Below are 16,082 nucleotides of genomic sequence, written 5' to 3'. Positions count from 1 at the left end.
ACTTGCAGCTTTTCTGGCAGTTCCGTCCGTTTCTTTCGAATACAATTACAGGTTTCTCTGTTTTCTGTTTGCCTGTTTCCGCAGGTAATTTCCGATTTCGGTAAAGCAAAGCAGTGTCACAATCAGAAAGATACCCGGGATCAGAATGATCCACCATGCCTTTGTCATCAGCGCTTTTTCGGAAAGTGACAGCATACTTCCCCAGGAAATCACTTCCAGCGGAAGACCGATTCCCATAAAGCTCAGCGTGGATTCTGCCGCAATCGCGCTTCGAATATTCATGACTACCATAAACATAATCGAAGAAAAAAAGTTCGGCGCCAGATGGTGCCATAAAATATAGAAAAAGCTACCTCCCATACAGCGGGACGCAATCACGTATTCGCTGTTCCGGATCTGCCGTACTTCCGTCCGCACAACCTTTGCGATGCTCGTCCAGCTCGTCATCCCAATCACGGCGGAAATGGTGACTACATTGGATTTCCCCGCGACAGCCAGAAGGAAAATAACGAGAAGAAGATTCGGAACCGACAAAAATATCTCTGTCAGCCGCATCAGAAGAGAGTCCAGCCATGCCGGGGCACATCCGCTGACTGCGCCGAACAGAATCGCAATCACGGTGGAAATCAATGTAGAAAGCAGCCCGATCGCCAGCGATATTCTGCCTCCGTACCAGATCATGGAAAAAATATCTCTTCCCATCGTATCTGTTCCAAACAGAAATTCCCGGCACGGCATAACAGAACAGTTCTTCAGATCCATATACGAAGGATCCTTTGTCATGATCAGCTCGCAGAAAAGGCAGCCAAGCATGAGAAGTCCCAGAAAAAGCCCTGCTGCCACCGGCCGGCCCTGATACCATTTTTTCTTTTTTTCCGCCTCCGGTTTTTCCGCTGATCTTTCTCCTGCAAACTGAAATAATTGTTCTTTTTCTGTCACAGCATCATCACCTCCGATGTTTCTGCTACTTCTTTCTCCTGCATCCGCGGATCAATTCTTTCGTTGATGATCTGTGCCACTATATTGCACAAAATGACAACAATTCCGGATATCAGACACAGCAGCATCAGAAGATTGTAATCTTTGTATCTTGCACTTTCATATGCCAGCGTTCCAATGCCGGGATAGGAGAAAACCGTTTCTACAATATAGGTTCCCCCCAGCACATGGGGAACAGAAATCGCCATAATGCCAAGATACGATGGAATCGTATTTCGCAGACAGTGACGGCACATGACCGTTTTCCGTTTCAGACCCTTTGCTCTTGCCAGAAGCACATACTCTTCCCGCACTTCATCCAGGATTTTATTGCGGATCATATACGCATAGTACCACAAATGACTCAACACGACAACGATCATCGGCAGTACCAGATGACAGACACGATCCGGAAAATCCGCCTGTTTTCCAACGGAGTACGCACCGGAGCTCGGCAGCCATTTGAGCTGCATGGAGAAAACAAGAATCAGAAGCAGCGACAGCCAGAATTCCGGTATGCATCCCGTGACGGTTCCGACCTTACAGATGATACGGTCCGGCCAGGTATCTTCCTTCCAGGCACAGAGACTTCCAAGAAGCAGCGCGAGAACAAAAATCAGAAGGAATCCGATCCCGCCAAGCACCAGCGTATTTCCAATCCGTCCCTTAATGACGCGTGTTACATCCATTTTATATTTATACGAAATCCCGAAATCTCCATGCAGCGCATTGTTTGCCCAGCGGATATACTGTACGGAAATCGGATCTCTAAGCCCCAGCTTTTCTTCCGCCCATGCTCTTTCTTCCGGCGTCATTTTTTCTACACGGTCCCCATAATACGATACCAGAGGGTCTCCCGGTGCAAGCCTTGAAATGTAAAATACCAGTACCGACAGCAGCAGGACACTTGCCAGAAATGCCGCTGCCTTTTTTCCATAATAAAGTGCTCTGTTTCGGCTTTTCATGTCACATCGCCTCCTTCTGTCAGCACAAAATGGTCTTTTTCCACTTCCTGCAAGGTTCCTTTTCTGGAGAATTCCATATTTGCAAAATCCGGAACGGCTCTCGCCCGTTCCCTTCGCGGATCCGGAATCGGAATGGCTGCGATCAGCGCTTTTGTATACGGATGCAGCGGATTTTGAAACACGGCTCCTGCCGGACCGGTTTCCACCAGCTTTCCATGATACATCACACCCACTCTGTCACACAGAAATTCCACCATATCCAGATCGTGTGCAATGAACAGGATCGAAAAGCCGTGCTCCTTCTGCAAATGACGGAACAGATTCACAATCTGCGCCTGGATCGACGCGTCCAGCGATGCAATCGGCTCATCTGCTACCAGAAGCTCCGGCTCCATTGTCAGAGCCCGTGCAATCGCAACACGCTGCCGCTGTCCGCCCGATAATTCACCCGGATACTTTTTCAGATATTCCGGATCCAGCCCTACATACTTCATCTGAAATTCTGCTTCCTCCCGATAGCTTCCACGCAGTGGCCGGATTTTCTGCACCCGCATCGGCTCTTCCACGATATCACAGACCTTCCTTCTCTGGTTCAGACTGGAGCCGGAATCCTGAAAAATCATCTGGCGTGTTCTCTGCAGCATTTTTTTGTTTTTTCGAAACTGCCCTCTGTCACAGGTATCCACATTTTTATAATAAATATGGCCGGCATACGGCTGGTAAATATTCATTACGCAGCGTGCCACTGTGGATTTTCCGGAACCGGATTCTCCTACAAGGCCAAAAATTTCTCCTTTTCGAATCTGAAACGATACATCATCGACCACCTTTACCGCTGTTTTTCTGGACAACGGAAAAATATGCGTCAGATGACGCACATCCAGTAAAATTTCATCTTCCATTTCCGCTTCCTCCTATCGGCGGAACAACCTTCGGTGCTCTCTCATCCAGCAGCCACGTTGCCGCATAATGGCTGTCTGTGATCCGGAACATCGGCGGCTCCTCCTCAAAATCAATGTTCAGCGCATAGTCGTTGCGGCCGGCAAAAGCATCTCCCTTGGGGGGATGTAGAAGAGACGGCGGCATTCCCGGTATGACCGGCAGGCTTTCCTTTCCCCTCGAAAAAGACGGGATCGAACGGAGAAGCCCCCACGTATACGGATGGCGGGGATCATAAAAAATCTCATCCACCGTTCCGATCTCTACAATTTTTCCTGCATACATAACCGCTACCCGGTCTGCAATCCGTGCAACGACGCCGAGGTCATGTGTGACAAAAACCGTTGCCGTTCCGAGCTTTCTCTGGATTTCCCGCAACAGATCCAGGATTTGTGCCTGAATCGTCACATCCAGCGCCGTTGTCGGTTCATCTGCAAACAGAATTTCCGGATTTCCCGCCAGTGCGATCGCCAGTACGATCCGTTGCCGCATTCCGCCGGAAAAATGGTGCGGATATGCTTTTTTCCGCTCCTTTGCCTGCTCAATTCCCACCAGCTGCATCAGTTCTGTCACTCTTTGTTCCACCGCTTCTTTTCCCATGCCTTTTTGATGTACCCGCACTGCCTCTGCAATCTGCGCCCCGATAGTCATCGTCGGGTTTAAGGAAGTCATCGGGTTCTGAAACACCATCGAGAACAGCTTTCCCCGCAGCTCCCGCATTCTGCGCTCCCCGCATCCCGCAAGATCTTCGCCATTGACCAGGATTTTTCCGTTTTTGATCTTCGCATTCTCCGGCAACAGCTTCATAATACTTTTACAAAGCACACTTTTTCCACAGCCTGACTCGCCAACCACAGCAAGCACCTCGCCCGCCTGTAAGGAAAAGCTGACATCCCGAACTGCCTGCACTTCCCCCTCATCGGTAAAAAAGCTGACCGAAAGATGCTCCACCTTTAATCGTTCTTCCATTCTGTTTTTCTCCTGTACGGACAAAAAGGGGGTAAACATACCCCCTCCGTCTGCTTTTTCTTTTTTATTCTGTCATTGTCCAGTCCTGAATATTCCAGAAAATACCAACGCCGTGATGGCCAAGTACCGTGTCCTCGGAAATTCCCTGAATGCCGGAGTCCGCTACATAATTTGCATCGATATAGCAGATGAATGCATAGGCCGGATCTTCTGCCAGCTCTTCCTGGAATTTTCCGTAGTATTCCTTCCGCACCTCCGGGTCATCGCTCTGACGGGCAAGTGACAGGTATTCATCTACTTTTTCGTTGGAATAGCTTGAATAATTCGCTCCTTTGTCGGTACCAAAAACCTTGTAGGTATGGTCGTCTGCGTCAAACGGGCTTCCCCATCCGATCAGGCATGCCATCTGTCCGCCCCAGTCCATCTGTGCCGGAATTTCTACGGTACAGTTGATTCCGGCTTCCCGGAGCTGCTGTGCTGCCGCCTGGGCAATATCAATACGATCCTGCTCGCCAGACATTACGCTGATCACAAAGCCGATTTCTTCTCCGTCACGCTCATAGATACCGTCGCTGTTTTTTGTGCATCCGGCTGCTTCCAGAATCTCCTGCGCTTTTTCCGGATTGTAATCATAATGTTCTATATTTTCATTATTATAAATGTTTCGCTGCAGAGGACTGTATGCCGGCATTCCCTCGCCAAGAAGCACGGAATCAATGATCGCCTGACGGTCAATAGAATAGCATACCGCCGGAATGATGTCTCTGTTTTTCGTCCAGTAATCATTCGCAAAGTTAAATAAGATTCCGCGGTAATCTGCTGTTGTCATATCGTAGCAGGTAAAACCGTCTTTTTCTTTGAAATTCTGCGCATTTTTCGGGTCAAGCAGCGCCAGATCCAATTCGCCGGATTCCAGCTGCATTGCCTGCGCATTGTCATCCGGTACAATTTTGAAAATAACCTTGTCAATCTTTGGTGCCCCAAGATAATAATTTTCATTTTTTGTCAGAACAATCGACTGTCCTTCATCCCAGCTCTCCAGTTTGTACGGACCTGTTCCGACCGGTGCACGGAAGAAATCCGATTCCTGCATATTTTCGCCTTCCAGCAGGTGTTTTGGCAGGATTGCCATCGTCATATACTCCAGGAAAGCCACGTTTGGCTCGGAAAGCCGGAACGCTACCGTTTGATCATCGATCACGGTAATCTCTTCCACATCTTCATAGTTCGGTGCATTCTCTGATCCGTTTTCCGGATCCATGATTGCTTCGATGGTGAATTTTACATCGTCTGCTGTAAATTTTTCTCCATCGTGCCACTGGATGCCGTCCCGGATATGAAAGGTATACGTGCAGGTTTCTTCGTCGTACTCCCATTTTTCTGCCAGTCCCGGAACAATGCTGTCATCCGCATCGTGTGCTGTCAGTCCGCTAAACAGCAGTACATTGATTTCGCCGTGCTCGTCCATCGCCGGATTGATTCTGGTATAATCGGCAGAACCGTAAACCAGCGTTGTTTCTTCCTCCTCTGTCTGATCGGTATCTGTTTTCGCATCGGATTTCGTCTCTGTTTTCGCACCTGCTTCCGACGAAGCCGTACTATTTTTCCCATTCTCCTGCCCACACGCTGCCAAGGATGCCGCAAGAGACACCATCACCAGCAGAGATAATACTTTCTTCTTCATGTTTTCCTCCCATTTTCAGACCGGCTTGTTTTCCGGACTGACCGCTTGTTTTATTTCGTACCCTTCAAGTGCTGCACCCCTGATGAACACACTGTTTGTTCATTATATTGGATATTCAGCTCCTGCACAAGCCGGGTGGGGGGATATTTTTCTTTTAAAACACAAAACGACCCTGGACAGAGGTTTTTCCCCTGACGCAAGGTCCTGTTTGTTTTCCTGTATCTGTCAAGCGGATATTCGCAATCCGCTTCGCTGCTTGATTCGGTTAATTCTTTACAGCATATTCATGACAAATCCTGCCAGCATCGTTGAAAGAACCGTGATAACGGTAATTCCTCCTACAACATACGGCACATTCAGCGTATCCTCAATAAATGCTTTCTCTTCCGGGGTCTCGCCGACTGCATCGCCGACCTCGCGGCAGATGACAACATTACTTGGGAAACCAAGGAACTGTTCCACACCGATTCCAATCGCCAGATCCCTGTCGCCTACAAGCTTCCAGGTCGGAAGCACCCATCCGACCAGTGCAACACCAATCAAAGCTGCGATAAACAGAACGATCGTCTGGAATGCCATGGTGCCAAGATCACTTAAAGAAACCTTAGCCAGGGATGGGATAATGGAACCGAAGACAGCAACCATCATCAGACCATAGGAATTCGACTTCTGCAGTGGTTTGGTCGGAACGAGGCCAGAAGCGGCACACGCAACTCCAAGAAGCAGCGCCCAGATGCTGTAATTGATCGGCGTCAGATCGCCAAGGATATGGGCGATCCAGGAGCCTGCTGCCACAAGTGCCATCATGACATTGGCAGAATACCATTCTTTGTGTTTGTCTGCAAAAGAAACTTTTACGGAGCCACCGTTTCCGGCTTCCTGTTTTTTGAACTGCGCCGGGTTCTCGCGGTATGCCTTCAGCAGCTTCTTTCCATAACGGATCCCCATGGCAGATGCAATCGGCGCACCGACAAATTTCTGTACGGAATAAATCACGGCACAGAGTGCTGCAGCCGTTGCCAGGCCCTTTTCCGCTGCGGCGCTTGCCATCAGAGAGGTTGCCATTGCCGCACCGTTGATGACCGGCATTCCGACCAGCACGGTATCAAATCCGATGATCGGAGTAACAAGAAGCATTACAATGCAGGATGCCAGCATACAGAGCGCTGCCATCAGTACGGTTCTCCACTCCTCGACCAGCTGTTTTACATTCAGGGTCGTTCCCATGTTAAACAGTACCATTGCGATAGCAAGCTTTGATAATGCCGTAAGGCCTCCCTGGTCAATGATGTCCGCCGGGAACAGTTTTGTCAGAAAGCCTACCAGAAATAAAAGCATGACAACCATCATTCCGGACAGCTTTCCCTTTGTCAGTTTTCCTACAATATCACCCAGTGCAAACACGATCAGAACGATCATGAAGCTGGAAAACATTGCGTTGTTTGTTAAAATCTCAGCCATTTTTTCTCTCTCCCTTATTCTTTTTCAATGATCCGCGCTACCAGCTCTCCGGCCCGGTAGAAATCATCGAGGTGCAGATATTCTTCGGTCGAATGATTCTTGAAATAACCCGTTGCAATACCGACACAGGTAATTCCCTTCTGATTGAAAATATTTCCATCCATACCGCCGCCACCGCTGTTAATCTGCGGTTCGATTCCCATCTCTTTCAGGGATTCCGTCACAATCTGAATCATCTCAGAGTCCTCCGGAACAAAAAACGGCAGGAAGGTATTTTCTCTTGTAAATTCCACACGCGCGCCGCGTTTCTCCGCGATTTTTCGGCAGTGAGTCTGAAAATACGCTTCGTAACGATCCAGCTTTTCTCCCGATCTGCTCCGCATTTCTCCGCGCAGAATGGCGTGATCACAGACCACATTCATTGCCTCGCACGTTTTCGACCAGAGGTGGGAAAAGTTGGATGTCGTGTTCTCATCAAGCCTTCCCGTCTCCATCGTTGCCAGCATTTCCGCCATGATTTTTGCCGCGTCAATGCCTTTCTCCGGCTCATTTCCCGCATGAGCTGCCTTGCCGAAAATCTGTGCCTCCAGAAGTGCACGTCCCGGCGCACCGTTTACGATTCGTCCAATGCGGCCCGGGGAATCGAGTACATACATCGTTTTCGCCATCAGCAGGCTTACATCAAACGCTTTCGCACCGTACAGGCCGGCTTCCTCACCAACCGTAAAAAGGATTTCCAGCTTCGGAAGTTCTTTTCCGGATTCGATTGCCTGCCGCACACCCTCTAAAATAGCTGCAACACCGGACAAATCGTCTGCCGCCAGAATTGTGTCACCCGAAGAGCGAAGAATTCCGTTGTCCTCCACCGGCCGGATCCCAATACCGCCCGGCACACGGTCCATATGGGAACAGAAACAGGCGACACCCTCTCGTTCCCCTTCCCGTACCGCCAGAATATTGCCGCACACACCGCCGAACGTTGCACCGGCCTCATCCCGCGTGATCGAAAATCCCATTTGTTCCAGCTTCTTCACCAGGCAATCCGCAAGTTCCGTTTCCTGACCGCTCGACACGTCAATTCGCATCAGCTCCAGCAGTTCTTCCAGCATGCGTTGATTTTTCATACCTTTTTCTCTCCATTCCTGAAAAAAATAGTTACTGTTCACTCAGCACCGGAACACTTGCTGTTTCGGTGTGTAACATTCCGTAAAATTCTTTTCCATCATATCATTTGCCTTTCGTCCTTAATAGGTGTAAAATTATGCCATAATTTATTTTTCTGTCTTTAATTCCCGGAAAGGAACTTTAATTATGAAAATCGGAGTAACAGGTTCTGATCACATCTGTGACAGGATTCAGAAAACGCTGGAAAAGCGCATGCCGGATCTCGACGTAGTCTACGAACGTTCCAATGATTATCGATATGGTCTGGAAGCTGCTGAACAATTTCAGAAGGAAAAAGTGTCCGGTATTATTTTTACCGGTCCGACCAACTACCACTATGCCTTAAAACGGCTGGAGCCGACCGTTCCCTGGACTTTTCTGCCTCACAATCAGACCTCAGTCTTAAAAGCGCTGGCTGAATCCGCTGTCCGTTATTCCTGCGTTCCGGATGTGATCAGTATTGATATGTATGAAGAATCGCTTGTGTATAAAACGCTGGAAGAAATCGGTATTTCCAATGGCCGTGTCCTCGTTGCGCATGGTTCTTCGCCGGATCAGGATGATTTTCAGAATGCACTTACAGACTTTCACCGCTATAATTATTATCACAATGGAGCAAAAGTCTGCTTTACCAACATGGAAAAAACGTATGAGATGCTGTCGGCGGAGAACATCCCCTGTATCCGCATTTCTGTTTCCGAGGATGTGATTCTGGAACAGGTTTATCATATCCAGTTTCTGGAAAATACCGCACGGCAAAACCGCGGTCAGAATGCTTCTGTGCAAATCTATTTTGATTATTCCTTTGATCAGGAAACCAATCTTTCCCTTCGCGAATGGGAAAAAATTCATTATCAGAACGAAATGCGCGAGCTCATTTACTCTGCAGCCCACCGCATGGGAGCCGCCGCATTTTCCGAGGGTGCTTCTATTTTTTATATCATGTCCTCCCGTCCGGTTCTGATGCGGGAATTTATCCAGAACGGGGAATATCAGAAAATCCTGTTTTACGGACAGCAGACACCACACAACCGGCTTTGGATCGGCATTGGCTACGGAGATTCCCCCATGGAAGCCAAGTCCCGTGCTGCGATGGCGCTCAACCACTCCATTGCAGACCGCTCCGGCGCGAACTATATTGCGGAGGATGAGCATCAGTTTACTGAGATTAAAGCGGCGGATCCGATCGATCACACGGCGTATTTTCTGCACAGGCTTCGCATCAGCAGCAGTACGTACGAAAAACTGAAAGAGATTCTGCAAAAATACAACCAGGAAATCACCTCCGCAAAGCTCGCCGAAGAAATGGGAATCACGGAGCGAAGCGCCAACCGACTGATTCTGCGGCTCGAGCAGGAACACTGTGTGACAACGATCGGAAAAATCAGCAACGGCAGGGGACGCCCGGCACGGATCATGAAAATCACTTTATAAAACACATATACTCTCGCAATCTTTCTGCGAGTACATACGATACGAAACGGAGAATTGTTATGGATACCAGAACAGAACAGGCTTTTGCTTATCTTGAAAAAAATGAACACAGCATGATAGAACTGCTGAAAAACCTTGTTTCCATCGAAACACCTTCCGCCGACCGTGAAGCGAATGAGCGGATTGCGGCGCATCTTGATACCTACTGCGATGCACTCGGCATGGAACGGCAGATTCATCATTTTGAAAAGGCCGGCCCGACACTTGCTGCGTGGACGCATCCGCAGGAAAAGAAGCCGATTCTTCTGCTTGGGCACATGGATACGGTTCATGCCGTCGGAACCTTTGGCGCAGAACCATTTCTTGTGAAGGATGACCGCGTATACGGTCCCGGCGTTTATGATATGAAAGGCGGCGATGTGATTGCGCTGTTTGCGCTCCGCGCTCTGAATGCCATCGGCTATGAAGACCGCCAGATTAAGCTGGTGCTCACCGGAGATGAAGAGGTCGCTCATGCCTTCTCCCACGGCGAAGCCGGAAAGCTTGTTGAACAGTATGCCAGCGGCTGTGAAGCGGCTTTTAATCTGGAATCTGGTTACACCAATGGTGAAGTGACGACCAGAAGAAACGGCGGCGCAATCATCCGCGTTAAGGTAAAAGGAAAAGCTGCTCATGCCGGGAAAGAGCCGCAGAAGGGCGCAAGTGCCATTCTACAGGCAGCACATATGATCACGGAGATTGAAAGCCGCTCGGTTTTTGGCCATCTTTCCTTCAACTGCGGCCGCATTTTGGGTGGAACCGGCGCCAATGTCATCCCAGATTCCTGCGAATTTTCTGTCGGCATCCGCTATGCGGCAAATGCACAGTATGAAGAAGCGATCGCTTTTCTGAAAAACCTCTGTGAAAATGTCACCGTTCCCGGAACAAGCTGCACAATGGAACAGAACGGCTACTATCCTGCCATGGAAATGGTCGACGGCGCCGACCATCTGCTCTCCCTCTACCAGGAAAGCTGTAGCATGCTTGGCGAACCAATTCCACACGGCATCCAGCAGAGCGGATGCTCCGACACTTCCTTTGTCACCCGCATCGGAATCCCGGCTCTCTGCAGTCTCGGCATCCAGGGTGCCGGCGCACATTCGCTCGACGAGTATGCGATTCCGTCTTCCCTGCTGACACAGTGCAAAAAGCTGGTGGCTACGATCCTGGCGCTGTAATTTTACTGCAAAAAAGGTCTCGTTCCGAACGGGTATAATTCCTTGTCATTTAGTTTGAAATCATCCCGTTCGGGTATAAAAACTCATCGTGCGGAAATTCGTCACCCGGCAAAAAAGAGGATGTGAAAAAACTCAATCAAGTTTTTTCACATTCCCTTTTTCATGTGTGTGTGTATATATGGAGTGTGTGTCTCGCTTTTTACTATTTCCGGATGGAGTCAGCAAGCTTTCTTGCTTCTGCTGTCAGTTCTCTTATTTTGTCAAATGCACCGGCCTTCACCAGGTCGCCTTTAACCATCCAGCTTCCTCCGCAGCAGAGGATTTTATCACAGGAAAGATATTCTTCCAGATTTGCGGCATTGATTCCTCCGGTCGGCATAAACCGTATTCCCGTATAAGGTGCAGCCATCGCTTTGATCATCGGAAGTCCTCCTGCCGGTTCCGCAGGGAAGAATTTTACCACTTCAAGTCCTCTTTTTACCGCCTGCGCAACTTCGGAAGGGGTAATGCATCCCGGAAATACCGGAATCTCTTTTTTCAGGCAGTAATCCACAACCTCCGGATCAAAGCCCGGGCTTACGATAAATTTTGCACCGGACTGTACGGCAAGGTCTACCTGTTCTGTTGTCAGAACCGTTCCTGCTCCGACCAGCATATCCGGATAGGCCTCTGCCATCAGCTGAATGCTCTTTGCTGCAGCTTCTGTACGGAATGTAACCTCGGCGCACGGAAGGCCGCCCTGTACCAGCGCTTCGGCCAGTGGTACGGCATCTTTTTCATTTTCCAGTACAACTACCGGAACAACTCCGAGTTTCTGAAAACGCTCAGCCATTGCTTTCATTTCAATTTTCCTCTCTTTCTTTTCCCGGAGCGTGTCGGAAAAACCATTTCCAAACACACTCCGGTACTTCTGCCTTATCTTTTGATGTCAAAATTCATTTCCATGATATGACGGATCAGTGATACATCGTCTGTAATATTGCCGTCGCCGTGAATCGTATGTTTCACAGCACTTGCCGCAACACCAAAGTTTACGGTGTCTTCCGGAGAGTAATCGTTCATCAGGGCATAAATAATGCCGCTTACAAATGCATCGCCGCCGCCGACACGGTCAAGAATCTGGAAGGTGAGCCGTTTACTTTCGTACGTTTTCCCGTTCAGCCACAGATAGGCCATAAGACTGTTTTCGCTGCAGCTGTGTGCAAAACGGACATGTCTTGCGATGCATCGGATATTCGGATATCTTTCCGTAAAGGCTAAAAATACCTTTTCCTGCTCCTCATAATCCGGCTGGAACGGTACCCCGTCCTTTACATCGCCCGCTTCGTGATTCTCTTCCTCTTTCCAGAGATGATACGGCTCGATTCCAAACAGGACATCCACATAAGGAAGGCACAGCGTACAGAAATCTCTTGCCTCTTCCCAGCTCCACAGGGTACTTCTGAAATTTCCGTCAAAGCTTACGGTCATTCCCTGCTCTTTTGCTTCTTTCAGACAGGCAAGAATTAAGCTCCGGCATTTTTCGCCGAGTGTCGGTGTTATCCCGCTCAGATGCAGCCACGTGTAGCCCTCAAGAAGCTTCTTTATGTCTGTTTTATCAAAATCATATTCGGAAAAAGCACTGTGTTTTCTGTCATAAACAACCTTACTCGGACGGATTCCGTAACCGGTTTCCAGATAGTACGTTCCGAGACGGTGCGTTGGTGTTTCTTCTTCGGTGGAGTAGACAATGCTGTCACAGTTCACATCGTTGCTTCTCATCATACGAACGGCGCTTTTTCCCAGACTGTTGTCCGGAACCACCGTAAAGAACGAAGCATCCACCCCGAGATTTGCCAGGGAAAGAGCCACATTGGCTTCGCTTCCCCCATATCTCGCTTCAAATACGGTTGCTGTCCTGATTTTTTCGTAATCCGGCGGTGTCAGGCGCAGCATGATCTCGCCGAGTGTAATAAATTTCTGTTTCATCATCAATACTCCAGGTAAGCTCCCTTCATCGGACTTGCTGCATGCTGGCTGAAAAGTCTCAGCACACCTTTTTTGTATTTTGCCTCTACCGGCTTCCAGTTTTTCCGTCTTTCGGCAAGAATCTGGTCGATTTCCTCCATCGACTTACGCTCTCCTGCAACTCCGATGATATTCAGTTTTCTTTCCATAACATCAATTTCAATCAGATCGCCTTCTTCTACAAGTGCGATCGGACCGCCGTCAACTGCCTCCGGACTGCAATGACCGATAACCGGGCCGGTAGATGCGCCGGAAAAACGACCGTCTGTAATCAGCGCAATACTCTTTCCAAGCTCTTTATCACTGCTGATTGCCTCTGATGTGTAGAACATCTCCGGCATTCCGCTTCCTTTTGGTCCCTCGTAGCGGATGAAAACGGCGTCTCCCTTCTGAACCTTATGCTTCAGGACAGCATCCAGGCATTCTTCTTCGCTGTCGAACGGTCTTGCACGGAGCACAGCTTGAAACATTTCCTTCGGGCATGCCGTATGTTTGATCACGGCTCCTTCCGGTGCAAGATTTCCACGGAGAACGGCAATACTTCCATCGGTTCCGATTGCCTTATCATATGGACGGATAATATCCTCTTTTGTGAGGTTTACCTGATACCGTCTGTTGAATTCCTGAAGCCATTTTTCACATTTCTCATAGAATCCGTTCTGCTTCAGTTCTTCCAGATTTTCCCCTAACGTCTTTCCTGTAACAGTCATCACATCCAGATGGAGGTGCTCCTTGATCTCTTCCATGATGGCCGGTACACCGCCTGCATAGTAGAAGCACTCTGCCGGCCAGCGTCCTGCCGGGCGTACATCCAGAAGATATCTGGCATTTCTGTGCAGTCTGTCAAAGGTATCTCCGGTAATCTCAATGCCAAATTCATGTGCAATGGCCGGAAGATGAAGCAGGCAGTTGGTACTTCCTGAAATCGCCGCATGGACAAGAATTGCATTTTCAAAGCTTTCCATCGTCACAATATCCGAAGGACGCATATGTTCCATCTTTGCCAGTCTTACCGCCTGTCTTCCTGCCTCTCTTGCAAACGCAAGGAGATCCGGGCTGGTTGCCGGCATCAGTGCTGTTCCCGGCAGCGCAAGGCCAAGTGCCTCCGCCATGATCTGCATCGTAGAAGCAGTTCCGATAAAGGAACATGCGCCGCAGCTCGGGCAGGCATTGCATTTCGCCCAGTCAAGCTTTTCTTCATCAATCTCACCGCGCTCAAACTTTGCACTGTACATTCCGAGCTGCTCCAGGGTCAGCATTTCCGGACCTGCATTCATGGTTCCACCCGGAACAAACACGGACGGAATATTGACTCTGGCAAGTCCGATCAGATTTCCCGGTACACCCTTATCGCAGCTGGAGAGATAGACACCGGCATCAAACGGAGTTGCATTTGCATGAATCTCGATCATATTTGCAATCATTTCACGGCTGGCAAGACTGTAGTTGATTCCGTCTGTTCCCTGGCTCTCACCGTCACAGATATCGGTGCAGTGATAGCGCGCGCCAAATCCACCTTCCTCGGCAATTCCTTTCCGTACCTCTTCCTCCAGAATATTCAGATGACCGCTGCCCGGATGACTGTCGCCATACGTGCTTTCCACTATGACCTGAACCTTTCCCAGATCTTCTTTCGTCCATCCGGTTCCGATGCGCAGCGGATCCAGCTCCGGCGCAAGTTTTCTCATTTCCTGACTTTTTAACTGCATCATTTTTTCCTCCTGTACTTTTTATCATTTTCGAAGCAGATCAAAACTTTCCAGAATTTCTGTCAGTTTCTGCTCTTCTTCCTCTTCCGCACCAAGCTCCACACAGTGAAACGTCGGCAGGCTGAATACTCCCAGCATAGATTTCGCATCAACGATATATCTTCCGCAAATCAGATCTACCTCCTTCTGGCAGCCTGATGCAGCCTGTACCAGATGTTTTACATCTCGCAGATTCCGGCTGCTGCAATCATCAGGCGCATTGGATCCGCCGCAAACGTTGTTCCTTCCATTCTTCTGTTTCCCCCTAATTCATCTGATGTTTTTCACATCGCATATCAGTATTTTCTACTGTTTTCTTGTGTTACACGAATATTTTTTGTTATTCGGCTTCAAATTCATCTGATGTATTTATCATATAATCATCTTATCAAAAAAACAATATTGGAATTTTTTCTAAAAATTCATTTTAGTTTTGTGTATTTTGACATTTTGACTTCAAATCGTAAAGATACTATGATAAGAAGTAAGAATGAAACATCTAAGAAACGGAGCAAATCATATGACGACTTTATCACAGGAAGAAAAAAGTCTTCCGCAAAAAATATCAGATGACATCATCGCACTTATTTTAGAGGAAAACTTAAAACCGGGAGACAAACTTCCGAACGAAACCATCCTCTCACAGCGCCTGGATGTGGGAAGAAGCTCTCTCCGGGAAGCCATGAAGCTTCTGGCATCCCGAAACATTGTCACCGTCCGCCAGGGATCCGGAACGTATATCGCCGCGTCTCCGGGTATGGTAGAAGATCCCCTTGGATTTATTTTCATTGACAATAAGCAGAAGCTGGTTCAGGATCTTCTGGAGGTCCGTTTTCTGCTCGAACCTTCCATCGCTGCCATGGCCGCCACGCGCGCAGATGAAAAAGACATAAAAAAAATCACCGCACTCTGCGATGAGGTAGAAACACTCTTAAAAAATCATGAAGATCACACGCAAAAAGATATCGATTTTCACACCGCTATCGCGTTAAGCAGCAAAAACGTTGTTGTCCCAAGACTGATCCCTGTGATCAACAGTTCCATTCCTCTGTTTGTGGAGACAACCGGCGGAATTCTTCGCAAGGAAACCATAGAAAGCCATCGTGAAATTGCCGATGCGATTGCCCGCCGCGATCCGCTCCGCGCACAGGATGCCATGTATCTCCATCTTGTCTACAACCGCAAGGGAATCTGTAATCCCTCGCATAAGCAATGATATGTGACAATAGGCGGTAATACGTAACGCCAGAGCGTGTCTGAAAAAGGCTTTTCGCAAGCTGTGAGTCCCGTTTGTGGGAGATTTTGTCCGAATGAAGGTATCGTAGCGAGCTACGGCAACTGAATGAGGGCAAAATACACCGCAAAGCGGTGCTTGCAACACAGCATGTTCACGCTTGAATCACGTTCTTTGGCACCTGAACAGCAAGTGTTCAGGTGCTGAAAAAATAGCAATGAATCGTGTTCCTGGTTTTTGCCGGTCTTGCTATTTTCGTAGGTGGGTGATAAAATGGCGATA

Annotated in this window: 14 protein-coding genes and 1 pseudogene; 4 read left to right on the top strand and 11 right to left on the bottom strand. The window is 48.7% G+C overall.

Features of this window, described 5'->3' with window-relative positions:
- Positions 1-45 precede the first annotated feature (45 nt).
- From ACY2VT_RS04220 to ACY2VT_RS04190, 7 genes are all read right to left on the bottom strand, one after another.
- The gene (locus ACY2VT_RS04220; protein WP_461879001.1) at positions 46-939 is read right to left on the bottom strand and encodes an ABC transporter permease; all 894 of its coding nucleotides are present in this window, start codon (positions 937-939) and stop codon (positions 46-48) included.
- A complete protein-coding gene (locus ACY2VT_RS04215) occupies positions 936-1,943 on the bottom strand; it encodes an ABC transporter permease (protein ID WP_461879000.1) in 1,008 nt (335 codons plus the stop codon). Before ACY2VT_RS04215 ends, ACY2VT_RS04220 begins: the two co-directional genes overlap by 4 nt.
- Positions 1,940-2,845, bottom strand: a complete 906-nt coding sequence (locus ACY2VT_RS04210; protein ID WP_461878999.1) for an ATP-binding cassette domain-containing protein — start codon at positions 2,843-2,845, stop codon at positions 1,940-1,942. The genes ACY2VT_RS04215 and ACY2VT_RS04210 overlap by 4 nt, the downstream gene beginning before the upstream one ends.
- The gene (locus ACY2VT_RS04205) at positions 2,835-3,851 is read right to left on the bottom strand and encodes an ABC transporter ATP-binding protein (protein WP_461878998.1); all 1,017 of its coding nucleotides are present in this window, start codon (positions 3,849-3,851) and stop codon (positions 2,835-2,837) included. The genes ACY2VT_RS04210 and ACY2VT_RS04205 overlap by 11 nt, the downstream gene beginning before the upstream one ends.
- Positions 3,852-3,915: 64 nt before the next feature.
- Positions 3,916-5,535, bottom strand: coding sequence for an ABC transporter substrate-binding protein (locus ACY2VT_RS04200; RefSeq protein ID WP_461878997.1), 1,620 nt, complete (start codon positions 5,533-5,535; stop codon positions 3,916-3,918).
- A gap of 273 nt (positions 5,536-5,808) precedes the next feature.
- Positions 5,809-6,996: a hypothetical protein gene (locus tag ACY2VT_RS04195; protein ID WP_461878996.1), complete on the bottom strand. Its 1,188-nt coding sequence runs from the start codon at positions 6,994-6,996 to the stop codon at positions 5,809-5,811.
- Positions 6,997-7,010: 14 nt separating this feature from the next.
- Entirely contained in the window at positions 7,011-8,120 is a 1,110-nt protein-coding gene (locus ACY2VT_RS04190; RefSeq protein WP_461878995.1) for a M20/M25/M40 family metallo-hydrolase, read from the bottom strand.
- Positions 8,121-8,307: 187 nt separating this feature from the next.
- Between ACY2VT_RS04190 and ACY2VT_RS04185 the strand changes: the two genes are divergently transcribed.
- Complete coding sequence (locus ACY2VT_RS04185) at positions 8,308-9,594, top strand: hypothetical protein (RefSeq protein ID WP_461878994.1); 1,287 nt, start codon at positions 8,308-8,310, stop codon at positions 9,592-9,594.
- Between the two features lie 59 nt (positions 9,595-9,653).
- Positions 9,654-10,811, top strand: coding sequence for a M20/M25/M40 family metallo-hydrolase (locus tag ACY2VT_RS04180; protein ID WP_461878993.1), 1,158 nt, complete (start codon positions 9,654-9,656; stop codon positions 10,809-10,811).
- A 202-nt stretch (positions 10,812-11,013) separates the two neighbouring features.
- On the opposite strand, the gene ACY2VT_RS04175 is transcribed toward ACY2VT_RS04180, so the two are convergent.
- The 3 genes from ACY2VT_RS04175 to ilvD form a co-directional block, all read right to left on the bottom strand.
- The gene (locus ACY2VT_RS04175; protein ID WP_461878992.1) at positions 11,014-11,652 is read right to left on the bottom strand and encodes a bifunctional 4-hydroxy-2-oxoglutarate aldolase/2-dehydro-3-deoxy-phosphogluconate aldolase; all 639 of its coding nucleotides are present in this window, start codon (positions 11,650-11,652) and stop codon (positions 11,014-11,016) included.
- A 74-nt stretch (positions 11,653-11,726) separates the two neighbouring features.
- Entirely contained in the window at positions 11,727-12,779 is a 1,053-nt protein-coding gene (locus ACY2VT_RS04170; protein WP_461878991.1) for a sugar kinase, read from the bottom strand.
- Between the two features lie 2 nt (positions 12,780-12,781).
- Entirely contained in the window at positions 12,782-14,527 is a 1,746-nt protein-coding gene (ilvD, locus tag ACY2VT_RS04165) for a dihydroxy-acid dehydratase (RefSeq protein ID WP_461874582.1), read from the bottom strand.
- Positions 14,528-15,086: 559 nt separating this feature from the next.
- Between ilvD and ACY2VT_RS04160 the strand changes: the two genes are divergently transcribed.
- Together ACY2VT_RS04160 and ACY2VT_RS04155 are read left to right on the top strand one after the other, a co-directional pair.
- Positions 15,087-15,782, top strand: a complete 696-nt coding sequence (locus ACY2VT_RS04160; protein ID WP_461878990.1) for a FadR/GntR family transcriptional regulator — start codon at positions 15,087-15,089, stop codon at positions 15,780-15,782.
- Between the two features lie 36 nt (positions 15,783-15,818).
- A complete protein-coding gene (locus tag ACY2VT_RS04155) occupies positions 15,819-15,908 on the top strand; it encodes a DUF6783 domain-containing protein (protein ID WP_461878989.1) in 90 nt (29 codons plus the stop codon).
- Here the strand turns inward: ACY2VT_RS04155 and ACY2VT_RS04150 are convergent.
- Positions 15,867-15,953 (bottom strand): annotated as a pseudogene (locus tag ACY2VT_RS04150) (DUF6783 domain-containing protein); the annotation flags it as partial. The gene ACY2VT_RS04155 and the pseudogene ACY2VT_RS04150 overlap by 42 nt on opposite strands.
- Positions 15,954-16,082 lie beyond the last annotated feature (129 nt).

The sequence above is a fragment of the Fusicatenibacter sp. genome, assembly GCF_050872605.1.
Lineage (GTDB): Bacteria > Bacillota > Clostridia > Lachnospirales > Lachnospiraceae > Fusicatenibacter.
The sequence above is the reverse complement of the archived record's forward strand: the minus strand, read 5'-3'. Positions and strand labels throughout refer to the sequence as shown.